The organism is Mesorhizobium sp. CA10 (genome assembly GCF_020165285.1).
In the GTDB taxonomy this organism is placed as follows: Bacteria; Pseudomonadota; Alphaproteobacteria; order Rhizobiales; family Rhizobiaceae; genus Mesorhizobium.
In genome coordinates this window covers 442640-460603 of sequence record NZ_JAIUHV010000003.1, presented here as the reverse complement: position 1 = coordinate 460603, position 17964 = coordinate 442640, and the positions used below count along the sequence as shown (strand labels likewise).

The window sequence follows — 17964 nt, the reverse complement described above, 5'->3', positions numbered from 1 at the left end:
GCTTAGATGCCGCCTCGGCTTACAGTCCGCGAAGTTATTCGCATGCTGGAGGCCGACGGCTGGTATTTGGTTGCAACCAAAGGCAGCCATCGCCAATATAAGCATAAGACCAAAGCCGGCCGCGTCACCGTGGCCGGCAAGCCGTCTGAAGAGGTTGCACCAGGAACGTTGAACAGCATCCTAAAGCAGTCCGGCCTGAAGGAGTGATGGTATGCGCTACGCCGTGGTGATCGAAAAAGCCGGAAATAACTTTTCTGCATATGTGCCCGACCTGCCAGGCTGCATCGCCACCGGAGCGACGGTAGCTGAAGTGGAAACCGAAATCCGTGATGCGATCCGCTTCCACATCGAAGGCTTACGTGCGGACGGGCTGGATGTGCCGAAAGGCGTCAGCCTGGCGGAGTATGTAGAGGCATAGCTGCCGCCAGCTACGCCTACCGTGCCTAAGGCCTCGCTGCCAAACATATCCATCGACGACAATGATCGACCACATCACCATCGAAGTGAGCGACCTCGCCAAGAGCAAGCTCTTCTACGAGCAGGCTTTCGCGCCTCTGGACTATCGCCTCTCCTTCGGCAAGGAAGGCGTGTTCTGGGCGTTCGATGTCGGCAACAGCTGCCTGTTCGAGATCCAGAGCACGGGCGAAACGCCGCCGCTCACCCATCTGCATGTCGCCTTCCGGGCAAAGAGCAAGGCCGAGGTCGATGCGTTCCATCGCGCGGCGCTCGAAGCTGGCGCCGTCGACAACGGCGCACCCGGTCCACGTCCGGAATACGCGGAGCATTACTACGCCTGCTTCGTACTCGATCTGGATGGTTATAATATCGAGGCGATGATCGACGAGGCATAGTGTGGCGATGCCCCTTCTGCTTCGTCATTCCAGGGCGGAGCAAGGAGCGAAGCGACGCGCGCAGACCCTGGAATCCATTCCGTTACATTGACGCGTTGCAACGGTCCAGAATTCTGCTCCGTTTGCACACTTCACCGTGGTCACGGAATGGATTCTCGGGTCAAGCCCGAGAATGACGACCGCGCGGGGCCGAGGCATGAGCGCTCTTCTCCTTCTCCCCTTGTGGGAGAAGGTGGATCGGCGCGCAGCGCCGAGACGGATGAGGGGTGTTCCAGCGAAGTGAGAGGCTGGCGATCTTGCTGCGGCGCCCCCAACCGGCAAGGTGTCCATCAAGCTGGAACACCCCTCATCCGGCCGCTTCGCGGCCACCTTCTCCCCCAGGGGGAGAAGGAGAAGAGCGCTCAATCCTTGAACGCGATCCCGTATTTCGCCGCCTGTTCCTTCGGCATATCCGCCAGCGCCTGGCGCACCGTGTAGCCGCCATAGACGTCGCCGCCGTTGCGGATCATCCAGTCCTCGACGTCGGCCTCGGCCACCGTCATGCGATCGCCCATCTTGTACTGGTTGCCATTGACCGGCTTGTCGGCCAGCAGGCCGACGAAGCGGCCGTCGCTGAAAGCCACAAGCTGCATCCAGATATGCTCGGTGGCGCCGTTCTGGGTCAGCGGAAATTTCACGGTGTAGGTGCCAGGCGTGCGTGCGGCTATCAGTTCATGGAAGCGCGGCAGCGTCGAATGGCCCTTGGCCTTGGCGCCCTGCATCGCCGCGTCGGTGGTGGAGTAGGCGACCACATTGTCCTTGGGCTCGCTGCCCCGCATGTGCGAATTGAAAAATCCGTAGCCGACGGCGGCTACCAAAGCGGCAGTAACAATCAGTTTGCGCATCGAAACCTCTCCGAAATGCGATCACGGACACGTTACCGGAAGCCCGTTGCCGCACCTCTAAGAGACAGGGTGAGCGCATGGTTAGCGAAATGCCGAAATTGCCATCGACCTCACCGGCCGACGCCCGCGCGTGAGGCGCCGGTGCTTCCCCTCCTCCCCTTATGGGAGAATGCGGGTCGGCGCGCAGCGCCGAGACGGATGAGGGGATTCCAGCGGAGTGAGATGCTGGCGATCATCAGTCGTTTGCGAAGGTCTGCATCAAGCTGGAGCACCCCTCATCCGGCCGCTTCGCGGCCACCTTCTCCCGCAAGGGGAGAAGGGAAAACTCCGCCTTAATCCGCGTCGGCTATCATCTGCCCGCCGCCCAGCCAGGCGCGCCATTGGCGCTCGTCGCCATGGAAGACGTTGAGGTCGATGCGGCCGCTGACGCCATGCGACAGGCCGGAGCCGGAATACTGCCAGAACAGCCACCTGCGGCCCGGATAAACCTTTGACGGATGCGCCGCCACGGCGCGCAGCCAAAACGGGTAGTCCTGAAAGGCACCGCGCAGGTTGTCGCGATAGAAGTCGGGGCTGGTGTAGATGATGGGCCGCTGGCCGTAGTGGCGCTCCAGCCTGTCCATGAACACCTGCATCTTCTCCAGCACCTTTTCACGCGAAGGCCGCCGCTTGCAGGAGGACTCGCCGTTCCACTCGACGTCGATAACCGGCGGCAGCGCGCCGTCGACTTTCGGCACGTTGCGGATGAACCAGTCGGCCTGCTCGCTGGCGGTGCGGCACCAGTAGAAGAAATGATAGGCGCCCCGCTTCAGCCCGGCGGCATCGGCGTTGCGCCAGTTCTTCATGAACATCGGGTCGAGATGGTCGCCGCCGTCAGTCGCCTTGATATAGGCGAAATTGGCGCCTTGGGCGCGCAGCTTCCCCCAATTGATGTTGCCCTGCCAGCGCGAGACGTCGACGCCGTGAACGGCAAGGTGGCGCGGTGAGGAGCGGCCGAAATTGATCGGCTTGGCGTCGCGGAACGCATAACGGGTGACCGGACCGGCGAGCATCGCGGGCGCGGCGCGCGACAGCCGCTTCGGCGGCGAGACGAGTGCTGCCTCCTGCACCGGCGGCTCGACGCTGTCCGGCAGATCGGCCGCCGGGAAGTTCACCGTCTCCTCCTCGGCAAGGCCGAAGGGGCGCGAATGCTCGTCGCCGAGGCGCGAGTTCTCGTCGCCGGGGCTCGCGTTACCTTCGCCAAGCAACGGCGCCGGCGGCTTGATGCGCGCGGCGCCCGACATCGATGCGGTCTCGACGGTTCTTTCGGCGACGGCTGTCCTCGCGCCCTTCGACACCGGCGCGCTTGGCCGCACGACCGAGCTCGTCGTCTCGTTGGACGGCATCTGCAGGGCATCGACGCCCGACGTTGACGAGCAGCCGGCAAGGCAAAGCGATGCGAGCACGAAACTGACGACGCCAAAAATCCGCATCTTGACCTGTACGCAAAACAAAACAGACCGAAGGCAGGAACAGCGCCGCCGGAAACGCCATTCCTAATGAGAAATTACCAACAAAGTTTGAATCAAAATTTACTTTTGGCGCGAGCGGATGATTCGGGATGGCGCCGAAGTGAGCTTCTTGGCTAGCGCCTGAACACGCCGATCATCGGCCCCAGATTCCAGAAATCGTCGTTGCGGCCGATCCCGGGCGCATAGAGGCTCGAGATCGAGCCATCGAGGAACAGCGCGTTCGGGCAGCCGAGCCGGTCGCGGAAAAGCCGCGCGAATTCGTGGAAAGTCACGACATCGTTCGAGATCGCGAAGACCGCGACCCCGTCGGCGCTCACGCCGACGCCATCGCGGATCTTGCGCGAGGTGCCGTCGTAACGGAATTTCGGATGCAGCTTGCCGTCGATGACCAGCATCGGCCCGGACTGCGTGGCATAGTCGACGCGCGGCGGGCGCTTCAGATAATCCTTAGTCGCGCGAACACCCGCCTTGCCGGCGCTGAGATAGAAGATGCCGTTGGGCTGCATGGAGAAATTGCCGGTTCCCGATCCGGTCCTGGCTGGCGTGACCTGCTTGCCGCGCTCGACATAGAGGCCGACCGGCGCGAGGTTGGGATGATACATGCCGGCATTGATGCCGAAGAGCATGGTGCGCCCCGCCGCCTGCTGCGCGCTTCGCAGATTGTGCAGCGATCGGTAGAGATCGCCGTCCTTGTTCTTCCAGAACAGCTCGATGGAAAAATGCTTCGGATCGGCCTCGCAAACCAGATAGGTCGCGTTCTCAAAAATCTGGTTGCGGCAGGGCGGCAGCGCCGCCAGCCATTGGCCGAGGCCCATGCCGGCGCCAATAGCCGCCGGCGCCGCCGATTTCACCAGCGTCGCAAGCAAAGGCACGGATTGCAGCAGCGTCACAAGATCCATCAGCGCACCCGGGCGTCGGCGTCGATATAGCGGAGTGGGCCGAGACCTCTAGACCAGCCATCCCGTCGCGACGCCGATCAGCAGCACCACGCCGAGCAGGCCGCGATAGATGACGAACGGCCAGGCGGAGAAGCGCTCGAGCACGCGCATCAGCCCCCAGATCGCGAAGAAAGCCGAGATCGAGGCGACGACAAGGCCGACGGCCAGGATCGACCAGCCATGCGCATCGAGATGCACCTTGTGCAATTCATAGAGCTCCTTGAGGCCGGCCAGTGCGATGGCCGGCAGGCCGAGCAGGAAGGAAAGGCGCGCCGCCTCGGGCCGGGCGAAGCCCAGCCCCATCGCCGCCGTCAGCGTCGAGCCCGAGCGCGAGACGCCGGGGATAAGCGCGCCGACCTGGGCCACACCCACCAGCAGCGCGTCGAGGATCGATGCCTGGCGCAGCACGAGCTTGTGGCTGGCGAAGATCTCGGCGAGCGCCAAAAGGACCGCCATGGCGATGCAGGCCCAGCCGATGACGGCCAGCCCGCGCAGCGGCGAGTTGCAGGCGTTGAGCACGCCGGAAAGCGCGAGGCCCACAATGACGATCGGGACGGTGGCAAGCACGATGCTGATCGCCAGGCGGAAAGAGCGGTCGCCGAAATCGCGGCGCGAGATCGCCGCAACCGAACCGAACAGCACATCCCTGACATCGCTCCAGAAATAGCTGACCACCGCCGCCAGCGCCGCCAGTTGCATGGCGGCGGAGAAGGCCGAGCCGGGGTCCTGCCAGCCGAGAACGGCCGGCACGATGCGCATATGCGCCGTGGACGAGATCGGCAGCAATTCGGTGATGCCTTGCACGATGCCGAGAAATGCCACCTTGGCATAACCCAGGCCGACAAAGCCGGTATCCAGTCCTTGCGTGCAGACGTCGGTCATCCCGGTCCTTTCCCCGTGCCCCTATCGTTCTTGGGGGCAAAAAGTGAATCGTCATTCGAAAAGCCTGGAGGACAGGCTTAGCCTCACGATAGCGTGATTCCAACTCACGGATTTGTAAGGTGCCGCTAATCCTGCTTGACAACTGGCGCCGCCATATTATTCTCCGCTAATCTTACACTGTAAGGCAAATCGGAGGAGCATCACGATGTCGACCGCCGCCCTCTCGGAATTGGAGCCGGTCACGCCGCCGGAAACGCATGCTGCAGAAATCACGATCGAGGAGGTGTCGCGTGATACCAGCCGCGCCATCGAGCGCGCCGAGGTCGCTGCCTGGCTCGACCTCTACGAGGCGGCGCCGGCGGATTTCGCGGCCCGGCAAGGGCTGACGATTGACAAGGACGGCGATCTTGTCTGGACCACCTGCACGACGATCCCGTTCATCCATTTCAACTGCGTGAAGAATATCGGCGTCGATGGTCCGGCGACGGAAGAACAGGTCGACACGTTGCTCGCGCATTACCGCGATGCCGGCATCAGGCGGCCGTGGTTCTATACCAATCCACACACTGAGCCGTCGCGGCTGAGATGCTGGCTGGAAGCGCGCGGGATGCAGCAGCAAGGCGGCTGGGAGCGCATCTATCGCGACGCGACGCCGCTGGCGGACGAACCGCTTTTCCCGAGCGACCCGCTGATCCCGGTTGACGATCTGGTGATCGAGGAGGTCACGCCCAGGACAGCTTCGGAGTGGGCATCTTTCATCGATGCCAAATACAGGCTCCCCACCTCGCCCTGGCTGATGGCGCTTGTCGATCGCAAGGGCTGGCATCATTACATGCTGAAACGCAGGGGCGCGGTCGCCGCCGTGCGCTCGCTCTTCATCTCAGACGGGGCCGCCTGGAGCGGCATCGACGCGCCGGTACCGGGCATCATGGCGCCGAGCTTCGATCTTGACGCCATGCTTGGCGAAAGGCTGGTCCGCGACGGCATAGCCGCCGGCGCGAAATTGTTTGTCGCCGATATCGAGGCGCCGCGCCCCGACCGCGACGGGCCGGCCTATCGCAACTACGACCGGCTCGGCTTCAAGCTCGCCTATTTGCGTAGCCATTACAGTTACTTGCCCGCGAATTCGAGCTGACCAATTTCCCTGGAGTTGCCTCAGCGGTACAACCACTGCTTCAGGCAGCTTCTTGCCACCACATGCGCCGGCGGCACCGAAGCCTGATCGATGCGGGAATCATCGCTTGCCCTGTCGCGAGCCTTTTCCAGAAGCAGGCGAAGCTCGGCCGGGCGCACGCGGTCGCGCGCCATCACGAGTTGGACCATCGGGTCGTTCAAAAGCTCGTCCAGGGTGTTGATGCTCTCGCTCATCCGTCGCCTCCTCGATGCCTTCCCGCATGGCGCGTAGATAGGCAGCCAAAGATGGCCCGCCAATGACGCTTTGCCGGCTATGTCGTGAATCGAAGATGAAATTTTTGTGCAGGCCTTCTTCCTTCTCCCCTTGTGGGAGAAGGTGGATCGGCGCGCAAGCGCCGAGACACTCCGCTGGAATACCCCTCATCCGAGACGCTGGTATTCTCTGGAACACCCCTCATCCGACCGAGCTTCGCTCGGCCACCTTCTCCCACAAGGGGAGAAGGAAGAAGCTACGCTGGCGGCGCGCCTTCATATTGCGGCAGGCCATCGTCGAGCATCACCCAGGGCTGCTTCGACGCGGTCCAGAAATGCATGTCGGGCTTGAACAGCGACGGGTCGTCGAGCGAGCCGGAGGTGATGCCGAGAATGCCCCTGGAATCACGGCGTGAGAACAAAGTCGTGCCGCAAACCGGACAGAAGCCGCGCTTGAGGTCTGGCGTGGAATTGATCGTCGCCACCGGTCCTTCGATGGTCACATCGTCGATGCGAAACAGAAGTCGCGCATTGAAGGCGGCGCCGATCGCTCTCTGGCAGATGCGGCAATGGCAGATGCGTTCGTTGATCGGCTCGGCCTCGGCCCTGTAGCGCACCGCGCCGCAAAGGCATCCGCCCTCATACTTGGTCATCACCAGACACCTGCCTCGAGGAAATGCCGGGCACCGTAGTGGCCGGCATGGCAGGGTCAATCAAAAAACATTGATGGGATACGATCGCTTGAGCTGATGCCACTGGCCGGCTGCATCAGGCGGCCAGCGGCCAGGATTCATTCGCTGACGATCTCGTCCCAGGTCTTCACCTTGGTGACACCGTCGAGGAACGGCAGCGTGGTGGCGACCAGTTCCGGCGCGAAGAACACGTCGTAATGCGTGCGGTTGGGGATGATCGACAGCCGGTTCTGCGACAGGTGCTCGCGCATCCAGCCGGCGTCCTTCAATCCGCCGCCAAGCATCTGGAAGAACTTGATCTCGTGCTCGGGCTTGTACATGTCGCTGTCGCCGTAGACGAGCATGACGGGCATCTTCAGCTTCGGCACGTCGGCCGAGAAATCATAGTCCTTGCGCATGAAGGCGCCGAGCGCATCGAGCAGTTTTGGGAAATCCTCGGGCTTCGGCGCCACGGCGACATAGGATTTGTACATCGGCGTGTCCTTCATGAACTCGGCGGCCGCCGCGCTCACCTGCGCCTGCTGCGGACGCATCTCGTCATAGAAGCCGTTGGCGGCGTAGCCGGTCGACACCATGACCAGCCGACGCACCGCTTCGGGATGCTGGACGGCCATGCGGAAGGCGACGCCGCCGCCAAGCGAATAGCCCATGACGTCGACCTTGTCGTAGCCGAGCGCCTTGACGATGGCCGCCATGTCGTCGCCCATCGCCTCAAGGCCTAAAGGCCGTTCGCCGAGCGCGGTGCGGCCATGTCCCTGCAGGTCGACGGCGATCACCGTGCGATGTTCGGCAAATTTCGGCAGGATCGGCGCGAACATGTCGCTCGAACCCAGGCCGCCATGCAAAAGAAGCAGCGGCTCGCCCTTGCCGTAGACGGCGTAGTAGTAGTTCACGCCGTCGATCGGCAGCAGGCCGGATTTTTCCGGCTTCAAGAGAGCTTTGGCTTCACTGATCATGGCTGGCTTGGTCTCCTCGGATTTTGCGCTCGGCGAGGCTATGAGGGTCATTGCCGAAGCAAGGATGGCGAAAAACAGGGTCTTGGGCATTTCAGTCTCCTCTCCGCTTGCGTTGCCTCAAGGACGCGGTGGGAGAACCCAAGCCGACATGGCCCGCTAAATAATTCGAGGGAGAGTGGAAGCGCCTCGGCAGGCGACTCCAAAGAAGAAGGATCAGTGGCGCTTGGCCTGCACTAGATAAGCGTCGATCATGGTCTCGCCGAGCCACTTCGCGGCTTCGAGCCTATGCAGCCCCTCGACCAGGATGTGGCGCTTGCCGTCGTGTCGCACCTGTATCGGGGTCTTCATGCCGTTTTCGAGAATATCCTCGGCAAGATGGCGCACCGTCTCGGGATGCAGCGTCTTGCGCCGCGCCGTCGGCACGTAGATGTCGTCGACCTTGACCTTTTGCACACGCAGCATGTCGGCTCCTCGGCGAGAATGTCGCCTCAGCATGAATAGTTGGTTTGCCGGCGGCGGCCAAGCGCGAGCGCGCTGGCCCGATGCTTTCCATTTGACGCTTGGCCAGCCGATGGTCTCAATGACGGCCTCGTGATCTCAGGTGTTCCTTGACGCAACTGCCCAGTGAATTCCCCGATTTCGGGCTGACGCCCGAGCAGCGCCGCGAGGCGGTGCGCGGCCACTATTACGAATGGCCGGGAATGGATGGCCCGAGCGGCGAGATCTGGTGCTACAGCGACCGGTTTTCCTATCGCCCCGGCGAGACGGTAACGCTCTTCGTCAGCGCGTCGGCGCCGCAATTCAGCCTCGCCATCATTCGCGACGGCGACAACGAAACAATAGTCTTCGAGGGAGCGGGCCTGTTGGCGCGCTGGCAGGACACGCCCGACCAATGCTCGGTCGAAGGCTGCGGCTGGGAGGCTTCGTTCGAATTCCGTGTCGGCGACGATTGGCCGTCCGGCGCCTATCGCGTGACGCTGTCGGCCGAAGGCCGAAACGGCACGCCGATCCACAGCCATCATCTCTTCATTGTCACACCCCTGCCCGGCCGCAAGCCCGGCCGCCTGCTGCAGGTCGCCGCTACCGGCACCTGGCTCGCTTACAACACCTGGGGCGGCTCGAACCACTATCAGGGCATCACCGGTCCGAACCGCGATCAATACGCCACGACAGTGTCGATTGAGCGCCCTTGGTGCCGCGGCTTTGTCGTGCTGCCCAAGGATGCGCCGCGTGTGCCGCTGGAAGTCGCGGTGCCGGCGAGGACCGTGCCACGCTATCCGCACATGGAGTGGGCCTTCGCCACTGGACATTCGAAGAAATACGCCTCTTCGGGCTGGGCGAGCTATGACAACCATTTCTTCCGCTTCGCCGAGCGCGCCGGCTATCAGGTCGATCTCGCGAGCCAGCACGACCTCCATTTCTCGCCCGAAATCCTCGACGGCTATGACTGTGTCGTCTTCGTCGGCCACGACGAATACTGGACCTGGGAGATGCGCGACGCCGTCGACAATTATATCGAGCGCGGCGGGCATGCGGCGCGCTTCGCCGGCAATTTCATGTGGCAGACGCGGCTGGAGGACCAAGGCCGCCGCCAGATCTGCTACAAATACAAGGCGCGCGCGGAGGACCCCGCCTATCGCGGCGGCGACATCACCCGCGCCACGAATTCCTGGGAAGCGCCCGAGATCGGCCGTCCCGGCAGCGCCACCTTCGGCCTCAACGCCACGAGGGGGGTCTATGCCGGCTGGGGCGGCTGTGCGCCGCGCGGCGTGCGCGGCTTCCCGGTCTACCGGCCGGAGCATTGGGCCTTCGCCGGCACCGGCATCTATTATGGCGACCTGCTCGGCGCCGACAGCCATGTCTATGGCTATGAGGTCGACGGCCTCGATTTCGAGATCCGTGGCGGCCTGCCCTACCCGACCGCGACCAGCGGCGCGCCGGACGGCCTGCAGGTGCTGGCCGTCGGCATGGCAAGCCAGGTCGAGGAAAGCGCAGACATCCCGATCGAGGGCCAGTTCCTCGCCGACGAGGACGGCCGCTTCACCGCCGAAACCTTGTTCGGGGAGGCCAGCGACGCCAATCTCGACAAGGTCAAGCGCGGCAACGGCATGATCGTCAATTTCCCGCGCGGCAAAGGCGAGGTCTTCCACGCCGGAAGCTGCGAATGGGTCGCCGGCCTGCTAAGGCAGGACGCGATGGTCGAACGCGTGACCAAAAATGTTCTCGACCGCTATCTCGGAAAGTCCTGACATGTCGAAACTGGAAGTCCAGCCCGTAGCAGAGGCCGAAGCGCGGCCGCCATCGCACCTGTTCTATTTGTCCAGCCTGCGCCGGCCGGTCGTCGATCGCGCCGAGGGCATCTATTTCTGGACGAAGGACGGCCGCCGCTTCATCGACGGCTCGAGCGGGCCGATGGTCGCCAATATCGGCCATTCCAACCGCAACGTGCTCGACGCCATGAAGCGGCAGATGGACAAGACCACCTTCGCCTACCGGCTGCATTTTGAGAACGAGCCCGCCGAAGAGCTGGCGCGCGCCCTGGCCGGCAAGCTGCCCGAAGGCATGGACCGAATCTTCTTCGTTTCGGGCGGCTCGGAAGCGACCGAATCCTGCATCAAGCTTGCCCGCCAATGGGCGGTCGCCACCGGCCAGCCGAAGCGCTGGAAGGTGATCACCCGCTTCCCGTCCTATCATGGCGGCACGCTGGGCTCGCTTTCCGTCACCGGCGACGATGCGCTGGCCGAAACCTTCACGCCGATGATGAAGGTGATGCCGACAGTGCCTGCGCCCACAGCCTGGCGCGACCGCGACAACCTTTCGTTGGAACAGCGCGGCATCCGCTACGCCGACATGCTGGAGGAGAAGATTCTCGCCGAAGGGCCGGAAAGCGTTTTGGCCTTCATCATGGAGCCGGTCGGCGGTGCCGCGACCGCCGCGCTCGTCGCGCCCGACAGCTACTATCCGCGCATCCGCGAAATCTGCGACCGCTACGGCATCCTGCTCATCCATGACGAGGTGATGAGCGGCGCCGGCAGGACGGGCAAGTTCCTTGGCGGCGACCACTGGAACTGCAGGCCCGACATCGTCGCCCTCTCGAAGGGGCTGGGCTCCGGTTACGCGCCGCTCGGCGCCCTCGCCGCGCCGATGCGCCTGATCGAGCCGCTGCTGGCCTCCGGCGGCTTTCAGCATGGCCACACCTATGCCGGCAATCCGCTCGCCTGCGCCGCCGGCCTCGCCGTGCTCGGCGAGATGGACCGGCTCGATCTCATCGCCAACGCCGCCGCCATGGGCAAGGTGCTGATGGCAGAGTTGAAGGGCTTGCAAAAGCGCTTCCCCTTCATCGCCGACGTGCGCGGCAAGGGTCTGCTCACCGGCGCCGAAATGGTCGCCGATCCCGAGACTTTGAGGCCCATCGATCCGGCCAGCAAGGCGACGCAGCGCTTGCTCGACCACGCCTATGCGCGCGGCCTGATCATCTATGGCCGCAAGGTCAAGGGCGGCGTCGACGGCGACAATTTCATGGTGGCGCCGCCGATGATCATCACCAGAGACCAAATCGGCGAGATGATCTCCATCATCGGAGATTCGCTGGAGGCGCTGGCGGAGGAACTCGATCTGCCGGTGGAGGGCTAGTGGCGTTTTGAGGCAAAGCCAATCTGAGATGCTTGCGATCCTTCGCACCCCCCTCTGGCCTGCCGGCCATCTCCCCCGCAAGGGGGGAGATCAGCTGTGTTTTTCGATTTCGCCAATTTTCAGCGTTGCAGAATTGGCGGCAAGGCCAAAGCTGCACATCTCCCCCCCTGCGGGGGAGATGGCCGGCAGGCCAGAGGGGGGTGCCTTGGCGCTGCACTCTCAATGAGCACCCCCTCGCAAGCCGTCACCCTCCGCCCCGGCACCATCGACGATGTCGAAACCATCTACGCCGCCCTGCTGCGCCTCGGCACCCATACCGGCGCGCATCAGGAAATCACTTCGACGCCCGAGGATCTGCGCCGCTACGGCTTCGGCGCCAAACCCGCCTTCTCGACCCTGATCGCTGAGATCGACGGCGAGTTCGCCGGGCTTTGCCTGCATTTCCCGATTTTCTCGACCTGGATGGGCCGTCTCGGCGTCTATGTGCAGGACCTTTATGTCGAGGATCGCTTCCGCGGCCGCCGCATCGGCGAAAAACTGCTCAGACGCGTGGCGAAGGAGTGCCGCGCGGCGGGCGGTGGCTATCTAAGGCTGTCCGTCGATACCGACAATGAGACGGCCAAGGCCTTCTACGAAAGACTGGGCATCGGCCGATCGAGCTACGAGCAGGTGCAGAAAATCGTCGGCGATGCCTTTTTCGCCTTTGCCGATACGCCGGAGGAATGACGATGAAAGCCTTCTATGCCGAGGAGCAGAAGCGCCATGACCCGAAAGCTTTCCTGTCCAGCGGCGCGCCGCAGCCCAACCCGGAAAAGCCGGACCGGATTGAACGATTGTTAGCCGGCGCAAGATTGGCCGGCTTGACGATCGAACGTCCAGGCAATCATGGACTTGGCCCGATCGCCGCGGTGCATACGCCTGAATATCTCGATTTTCTCGAGCACATTTTTGCGCGCTGGCAGCGCATCGAAGGCGCCTCGGCGGAAGTCATCCCGAACATCCATCCGATCGCCCGCGCCGGCTCCTACCCAGCCTCTGCTGTCGGCCAGGCCGGCTACCACATGGCCGACACCGCCTGCCCGATTTCGGCCGAGACCTGGAACAGCGCGCTGTGGAGCGCCTGGAGCGCAGTGGAAGCTGCCGAAGCGGTGATGACCGGAGCGCCTTCGGCCTATGCGCTCTGCCGCCCGCCGGGACATCACGCCTTCGCCGATGTCGCCGGCGGCTTCTGCTTCATCAACAATTCGGCGGTCGCGGCGCAGGTGCTGCGCAAGAACGCCGCCCGCGTCGCCATCCTCGATGTCGACCTGCACCACGGCAACGGCACGCAAGGCGTCTTCTATGCCCGCCCCGACGTGCTCACCGTCTCGCTGCACGCCGATCCGGTGCGCTTCTACCCGTTCTTCTGGGGATATGCAGACGAGCGCGGCGAAGGTCCCGGCCTCGGCTACAATCTCAACCTGCCGCTTCCGCGCAAGTCCGGCGACGCGGCCTTTCTCGAAGCGCTGGCGACGGCCTTCCAGCGCATCCGCGCCTTCGCGCCGGAAGCGCTGGTCGTGGCGCTCGGCCTCGACGCTTTCGAGGGTGATCCGTTCGGCGGCCTGTCGGTGACGACGCCTGGCTTCTCGCGCATCGGCGAAGCGATAGCCGGGCTCGGCCTGCCGACGGTCATCGTCCAGGAAGGCGGCTATCTCTGCGATGCGCTCGGCGACAACCTCACCGCATTCCTCACCGGCTTCGGCGGGAAGCGTTAGGCGGCCTTAAGAACGCTGCTGCCGCAGCATCGCGATCACGCGATGCACGCTCTCCAGCGTCTCCTCGATCTCGGCCGCCGTATTGTAGTGCGCGATGCCGATGCGCACGACGCCTTGCTCGGCGGGTATTCCGAGCTGGTGAACGACCTCCCACGCATAATTGTGGCCTGACCAGACGAAGATGTTTTCGGCATTCATCTGCCGCACGATTGTTTCCGGCGCGATGCCTTCGACGGTGAAGGAAATGGTCGGCACCCGCTCGGCGAGGCGCTTCGGATCGGTGATGCCGTGGATGACCAGGCCCTCGATGTCGGACAGGCCTTCGATCAGTTGCCGGGCAAGCGTGTTCTCGTAAGCAATCGAGACCTCGAACGCCTTGGCGATCCGCTGCCGCCGCGACCCGCTCTCGCCGGCGGCAGCGCCGAGATCGGCGAAATAGTCGATGGCCGCCGTCAGCCCGGCCATCAGCTCGATCTGCGGCGTGCCAAGCTCGAACCGCTCTGGCAGGACATTCGAAGAGCAGCGGCATTTGTAAGGCTGGAGCGTGTCGATGACGTCGCGGCGGCCCCACAATATGCCCATATGCGGCCCGAAGAATTTGTAGGCCGAGCAGATCAAGAAGTCGCAGCCGAGCGCCTGCACGTCGATCAGCCCGTGCTGCGCAAATTGCACGGCGTCTACGTAGACCAATGCGCCCGCCTGCTTGGCAATCGCCGTCAGCGCCTTCACGCGGTTGATCGAGCCGGTGAGATTGGAGGCATAGTTCAGCGCGACAAGCCGCGTCTTTTCCGAAAGCAGTCCCTTGAGCGCCGCCTCCTCCACCTGCCAGCTCCGCTCGTCGAACGGCAGGAAGCGCACGACCAGGCCGAGATCCTCGGCAAGCTGCAGCCAAGGTGAGACGTTCCCCTCATGGTCCATGCGCGTGACGATGATCTCGTCGCCGGCCTTCATCGTCCGGCCAAGCGTGCGCGACATATGGTAGGTCAGCGTCGTCATATTGGCACCGATGACGATCTCCTCGACGCTTGCGGCGTTCAGGAAATCGGCCATCGCCGCATGCGCTCCGTCGACCACTTTTTGGGCCGCGACCGTCGTTTCAAAGAAACCACCGAGATTGGCATTGGTCGTCAGCAGGCAGCGGGAGACTGCGTCGGCCACCGCTCGCGGCACCTGCGTGCCGGCTGGATTGTCGAGATAGATACGCCGGCGACCGTCATCGGCGAGCGAAAGCGCCGGAAATGTGCCGCGCACGGCCTCGATCGGAAAGTCTGCCATCGTCTCCCCCTGTTTTTTCTCAACGATCCGTCTCTTCTCGAAGATTCCCGCTCAAGGGCACGGATTGCCGACACGCTGGTGGATGGCGTCGACCGCCTTCTGCATTTCTTCCGTCCAGGTGACGTCGACCGAGGACAGCGCCATATCGAGCTGCACAACGCTGGTGGCACCGACGATGTTCGCGGTCACGAAGGGCCGGCTCGCCACATAGGCGTTGGCGAAAAGCGCCGGCTCCATGCCGAAGGAACGTGCCAGCTCATTGTACTGAAGCAGCACCTCCGCCGCGTTCGGCGTCTCGTAGCGCTGGCCTCGGTTGAAGAGCTGCGAGCGCGAGCCCTGCGGCCGCGCGCCATGATCGTATTTGCCGGTAAGATAACCCTGCGCCAACGGCGAATAGGGAAGAAACGCGATCTCCTCGCGCTCGCAGACCTCGGCAAGGTTCACCTCGAAGGTGCGGTTGACGAGGTTGTAGGCGTTCTGCAGCGAGGCGACGCGCGGCCCGGCGCCCCTCTCGGCTTCGAACACAAAACGCATGACCCCCCAGGAACTTTCGTTCGAGAGGCCGAGATGGCGGATCTTGCCGGCTTTCACCAGGTCCTCGAAGACGGCGAGCGTCTCGGCAATCGGTGTTTCGTCTGCTGGCGCGGCTGCGGCATCGGCCCGGCGCGCCACCGCTCCGATCCGCGTCGGGTTCGAACCCCACGGAATGTCCCGGTCCGGCCAGTGGATCTGGTAGAGGTCGATATAGTCGGTGCCGAGCTTGGCCAGCGATTTCTCGACCGCGTCGAAAATGTCGGCGCGCACCAGCTTCGACGGACGATCGCCGCGGAACCACGTATTGGCCGTGCGGCCGACCACCTTCGAGGCGAGGACGACCTTGTCGCGGTTGCGGTTGGCCTTCATCCAGCTGCCGATGATCCTCTCGGTTCGCCCTTGCGTCTCCGCCTTGGGCGGGATCGGGTAAAGCTCGGCCGTGTCGATGAAATTCACCCCGCGCGAGAACGCCAGATCCATCTGCGCATGGCCCTCGGCCTCGGTGTTCTGTTGACCCCAGGTCATCGAGCCGAGGCAGATTTGCGAAACAAGGAGATCGGTCCGACCGAGGCGGCGTTTATGCATGGGGTTCTCCGGCGGGAGGTTGCGCGGACAGCGCGGGGAGGAGGTTGAACATAGAGCAAAACGCTTGCGTTTTGCAAAGTCGCCCAGTTTCGAGATTGGCCGAAGCGTCAGTCAGTTCGTCATTCTAGGGCGGAGCAAGGAGCGAAGCGACGCGCGCAGACCCTAGAATCCATTCCGTTACCCTAAGGCGTTGCAACGATTACAGAATTCTGCACCGTTGCACTCCACGTTGAAGGTCACGGAATGGATCCTTGGGTCTGCGCTCCGCTTCGCGTCGCTACGCCCAAGGATGACGAATATTGGAGAGGCTCCAGCCAATTTCGATGGCTTGCGATGGGTCGCCGAAGCGAACAGTTGAAGTCTCTGATGGAGGGAACTACCGCCTGGCCCCGGCTAAAGCCCGCCGCTTGGCTTCGTCGATCAGCATGTTGGCCACCTGCATGCGGATCATGGCGCGCTGGCGCAGATGCGGCGCGACCCGGTCCGGATGGTTGGCGAAAGCGAAATTGCGGCGGATGCGGCCGAAATCGGCGTTCTTGGCCGGGCGGTCGAGGCCGAGCTCGCCGGCGATCGCTTCAGGATCGATCGGCGGCAGCTTCTCCTCCGGCCAGTGCTCTTCGCCGGCAAGCGTCAGTTTTGCCTGGTCGAGAAGTGCCGCGAACTCGGCAGCAAGGTCGGCGCCTTGCTCGCGATATTCGGCGGCGACGCTCTCGCCGGCGACCTTGATGCGGCCGGAATGCAATTCATCGGCCACGGACAGATAATCGAACGGGATGGACGGCCGGGCACCCTCGTCCTCGTCTTTCTCCGAGGCGACGATCAGGTCGTCGAGCAACGAAGCGAAATCGAGCTTGTCCCCGGGACCGATCTCAACCTCCCTGTCGTGACGGCATGCAGCGATGCCGGCGAAGATAGGGTGCTCTCGTTAAGAATGAATTCTTGCGATGTTAACAATTGGCGGCTTTTCCGCCCGGCAAGACGGCATCGGAAAATGAAAAAGCCGGACTGCTCATTCGTGCAGTCCGGCAAGGTCGCCAGGAGTGGCGAGGAAAAAGCCAGCCACGTGCCGGCACGGGTGCCTACGGTCGAGGCTACCGAAAAGTTTCACGGAAAATCGATTGTGGCGGGAAAAATTGTCGCGGCATGGCAGCCATGCAAATGCTGCACTGCACAATTTTAACAAATCGGCTATATGCTGGAGTCGGGAGGACCAACTGGGGCAACTGAGTCATGGGGTTCTTCACTGAAATGTTCGCTCGGCCGAGGCCGCAGGAACACCAGCGTTACCGCTCGGCGCTCGCGCTTTTGAACGCGATGAGCAATGCGGACCGCGCCGATATCGGCGTCAAGCCGGCGGATTTTCCGCGCATCGCGCGCGAAATGTCGATCCGCTGAGCCGAAACAAAGAGGTTTCCCGCAGTGTTGGGAAACCTCTAAACCACTCCAAAGTCAGCGATTTCCCAGAAACGTCTGCTTGCTGAGCGGCACGCCATTGTGGCGCAGGATGTCGTAGGCTGTGGTGACGTGGAAATAGAAATTCGGCATCGCCAGGTGCAGCAGATATTGCAGGCCAGGCAGCGTGGTTTCGCGGCCGCCGAGCCGCACTTCGACCGTCCTGTCCTCAGATCCTTCCAGATCGGCCGCCGCAAATGTCGCCAGATAATCGAGCGTCTTGGCGATCCGGGCCTGCAACTCGGCAAAGCTCGCTTCATTGTCCTCATATTTCGGCACCTCGCGGCCGGCGAGCCGCGACGGCGCGCCCTTGGCATGGTCGGTGGCGATCTGGATCTGCCTGGCCAGCGCGAACATGTCGGGCGCCAGCCGCGCCGTGAGGAACACCTGCGGATCAATCTTGCGTTCGCCGGCATTCTGCTCCGCCGCCGTCAAGACGCTGGCCAGCGCCTTCAGCCTGGCGGAAAAAACGCCCACCGATATGTCGTACATGGAAATGGTCACGGGCAATCTCCCCACGCGGCCCAGCGCCGCGGGCCGTGAACTAGCGCCTCCCGCCACGATTCTTCAAGCGGCCGTGGCTATGGCGTCACCGCGCCGCCGCAATCGCCGTGGTAGTATTTTCGTTACC

At 63.2% G+C, this 17964-nt stretch carries 21 protein-coding genes and 2 pseudogenes; 10 read left to right on the top strand and 13 right to left on the bottom strand.

All coding sequences use genetic code 11. The features are described from left to right. The first annotated feature begins 6 nt into the window (after positions 1-6). The 3 genes from LB535_RS09245 (at position 7) to LB535_RS09235 (ending at position 851) form a co-directional block, all read left to right on the top strand. Positions 7-207 (top strand): type II toxin-antitoxin system HicA family toxin, encoded by a 201-nt coding sequence (locus LB535_RS09245; RefSeq protein ID WP_127863793.1) that lies wholly within the window; start codon positions 7-9, stop codon positions 205-207. A 4-nt stretch (positions 208-211) separates the two neighbouring features. Then, positions 212-418, top strand: a complete 207-nt coding sequence (locus LB535_RS09240) for a type II toxin-antitoxin system HicB family antitoxin (protein ID WP_013532022.1) — start codon at positions 212-214, stop codon at positions 416-418. 61 nt (positions 419-479) lie between these two features. Then, positions 480-851 (top strand): VOC family protein, encoded by a 372-nt coding sequence (locus tag LB535_RS09235; RefSeq protein ID WP_224631950.1) that lies wholly within the window; start codon positions 480-482, stop codon positions 849-851. 401 nt (positions 852-1252) lie between these two features. Here the strand turns inward: LB535_RS09235 and LB535_RS09230 are convergent, their stop codons facing one another. The 5 genes and pseudogenes from LB535_RS09230 to LB535_RS09215 all read right to left on the bottom strand — a co-directional run bounded on the left by LB535_RS09230 (position 1253) and on the right by LB535_RS09215 (position 5066). Next, positions 1253-1735 (bottom strand): DUF2314 domain-containing protein, encoded by a 483-nt coding sequence (locus LB535_RS09230; RefSeq protein ID WP_095765235.1) that lies wholly within the window; start codon positions 1733-1735, stop codon positions 1253-1255. A 332-nt stretch (positions 1736-2067) separates the two neighbouring features. After that, positions 2068-2928: pseudogene (locus LB535_RS09225) on the bottom strand (GH25 family lysozyme); the annotation flags it as partial. Between the two features lie 140 nt (positions 2929-3068). Beyond that, positions 3069-3207: pseudogene (locus tag LB535_RS29045) on the bottom strand (muramidase); the annotation flags it as partial. Positions 3208-3359: 152 nt separating this feature from the next. Further along, the gene (locus LB535_RS09220) at positions 3360-4145 is read right to left on the bottom strand and encodes a phosphodiester glycosidase family protein (RefSeq protein WP_224631948.1); all 786 of its coding nucleotides are present in this window, start codon (positions 4143-4145) and stop codon (positions 3360-3362) included. A 48-nt stretch (positions 4146-4193) separates the two neighbouring features. Continuing rightward, on the bottom strand, positions 4194-5066 hold the full coding sequence (locus LB535_RS09215; RefSeq protein ID WP_224631947.1) for an undecaprenyl-diphosphate phosphatase: 873 nt from the start codon (positions 5064-5066) through the stop codon (positions 4194-4196). Positions 5067-5271: 205 nt separating this feature from the next. Between LB535_RS09215 and LB535_RS09210 the strand changes: the two genes are divergently transcribed. Then, positions 5272-6201, top strand: coding sequence for a hypothetical protein (locus tag LB535_RS09210; protein WP_224631946.1), 930 nt, complete (start codon positions 5272-5274; stop codon positions 6199-6201). A 20-nt stretch (positions 6202-6221) separates the two neighbouring features. On the opposite strand, the gene LB535_RS09205 is transcribed toward LB535_RS09210, so the two are convergent. The 4 genes from LB535_RS09205 to LB535_RS09190 form a co-directional block, all read right to left on the bottom strand. Beyond that, a complete protein-coding gene (locus LB535_RS09205; RefSeq protein WP_095765230.1) occupies positions 6222-6434 on the bottom strand; it encodes a hypothetical protein in 213 nt (70 codons plus the stop codon). A 275-nt stretch (positions 6435-6709) separates the two neighbouring features. Beyond that, complete coding sequence (locus tag LB535_RS09200; protein WP_095765229.1) at positions 6710-7105, bottom strand: GFA family protein; 396 nt, start codon at positions 7103-7105, stop codon at positions 6710-6712. 137 nt (positions 7106-7242) lie between these two features. Next, positions 7243-8190, bottom strand: a complete 948-nt coding sequence (locus tag LB535_RS09195) for an alpha/beta fold hydrolase (RefSeq protein ID WP_224631945.1) — start codon at positions 8188-8190, stop codon at positions 7243-7245. Positions 8191-8313: 123 nt separating this feature from the next. Further along, complete coding sequence (locus tag LB535_RS09190) at positions 8314-8562, bottom strand: ParB N-terminal domain-containing protein (protein ID WP_042644583.1); 249 nt, start codon at positions 8560-8562, stop codon at positions 8314-8316. Between the two features lie 146 nt (positions 8563-8708). Between LB535_RS09190 and LB535_RS09185 the strand changes: the two genes are divergently transcribed. The 4 genes from LB535_RS09185 (at position 8709) to LB535_RS09170 (ending at position 13487) form a co-directional block, all read left to right on the top strand. Continuing rightward, a complete protein-coding gene (locus LB535_RS09185) occupies positions 8709-10349 on the top strand; it encodes a N,N-dimethylformamidase beta subunit family domain-containing protein (protein WP_224631944.1) in 1641 nt (546 codons plus the stop codon). Between the two features lies 1 nt (position 10350). Further along, positions 10351-11733, top strand: coding sequence for an aspartate aminotransferase family protein (locus LB535_RS09180; RefSeq protein WP_224631943.1), 1383 nt, complete (start codon positions 10351-10353; stop codon positions 11731-11733). A gap of 222 nt (positions 11734-11955) precedes the next feature. Continuing rightward, positions 11956-12459, top strand: coding sequence for a GNAT family N-acetyltransferase (locus tag LB535_RS09175; protein ID WP_224631942.1), 504 nt, complete (start codon positions 11956-11958; stop codon positions 12457-12459). 2 nt (positions 12460-12461) lie between these two features. After that, positions 12462-13487, top strand: a complete 1026-nt coding sequence (locus LB535_RS09170) for a histone deacetylase family protein (RefSeq protein ID WP_224631941.1) — start codon at positions 12462-12464, stop codon at positions 13485-13487. A gap of 6 nt (positions 13488-13493) precedes the next feature. Here the strand turns inward: LB535_RS09170 and LB535_RS09165 are convergent, their stop codons facing one another. From LB535_RS09165 to LB535_RS09155, 3 genes are all read right to left on the bottom strand, one after another. After that, the gene (locus LB535_RS09165; RefSeq protein WP_224631940.1) at positions 13494-14762 is read right to left on the bottom strand and encodes a cysteine desulfurase-like protein; all 1269 of its coding nucleotides are present in this window, start codon (positions 14760-14762) and stop codon (positions 13494-13496) included. 51 nt (positions 14763-14813) lie between these two features. After that, positions 14814-15881 carry an aldo/keto reductase gene (locus tag LB535_RS09160; RefSeq protein WP_224631939.1) on the bottom strand — a complete coding sequence of 356 codons (1068 nt, stop codon included), beginning with the start codon at positions 15879-15881 and terminating at the stop codon, positions 14814-14816. 376 nt (positions 15882-16257) lie between these two features. Beyond that, positions 16258-16716 carry a hypothetical protein gene (locus LB535_RS09155; protein ID WP_224631938.1) on the bottom strand — a complete coding sequence of 153 codons (459 nt, stop codon included), beginning with the start codon at positions 16714-16716 and terminating at the stop codon, positions 16258-16260. A 156-nt stretch (positions 16717-16872) separates the two neighbouring features. Between LB535_RS09155 and LB535_RS09150 the strand changes: the two genes are divergently transcribed. Together LB535_RS09150 and LB535_RS09145 are read left to right on the top strand one after the other, a co-directional pair. Next, complete coding sequence (locus LB535_RS09150; RefSeq protein WP_224631937.1) at positions 16873-17061, top strand: hypothetical protein; 189 nt, start codon at positions 16873-16875, stop codon at positions 17059-17061. Positions 17062-17111: 50 nt separating this feature from the next. Further along, on the top strand, positions 17112-17276 hold the full coding sequence (locus LB535_RS09145; protein WP_140546832.1) for a DUF1127 domain-containing protein: 165 nt from the start codon (positions 17112-17114) through the stop codon (positions 17274-17276). A gap of 54 nt (positions 17277-17330) precedes the next feature. On the opposite strand, the gene LB535_RS09140 is transcribed toward LB535_RS09145, so the two are convergent. Continuing rightward, complete coding sequence (locus LB535_RS09140) at positions 17331-17837, bottom strand: DUF1993 family protein (protein ID WP_140840129.1); 507 nt, start codon at positions 17835-17837, stop codon at positions 17331-17333. Positions 17838-17964: the final 127 nt, after the last annotated feature.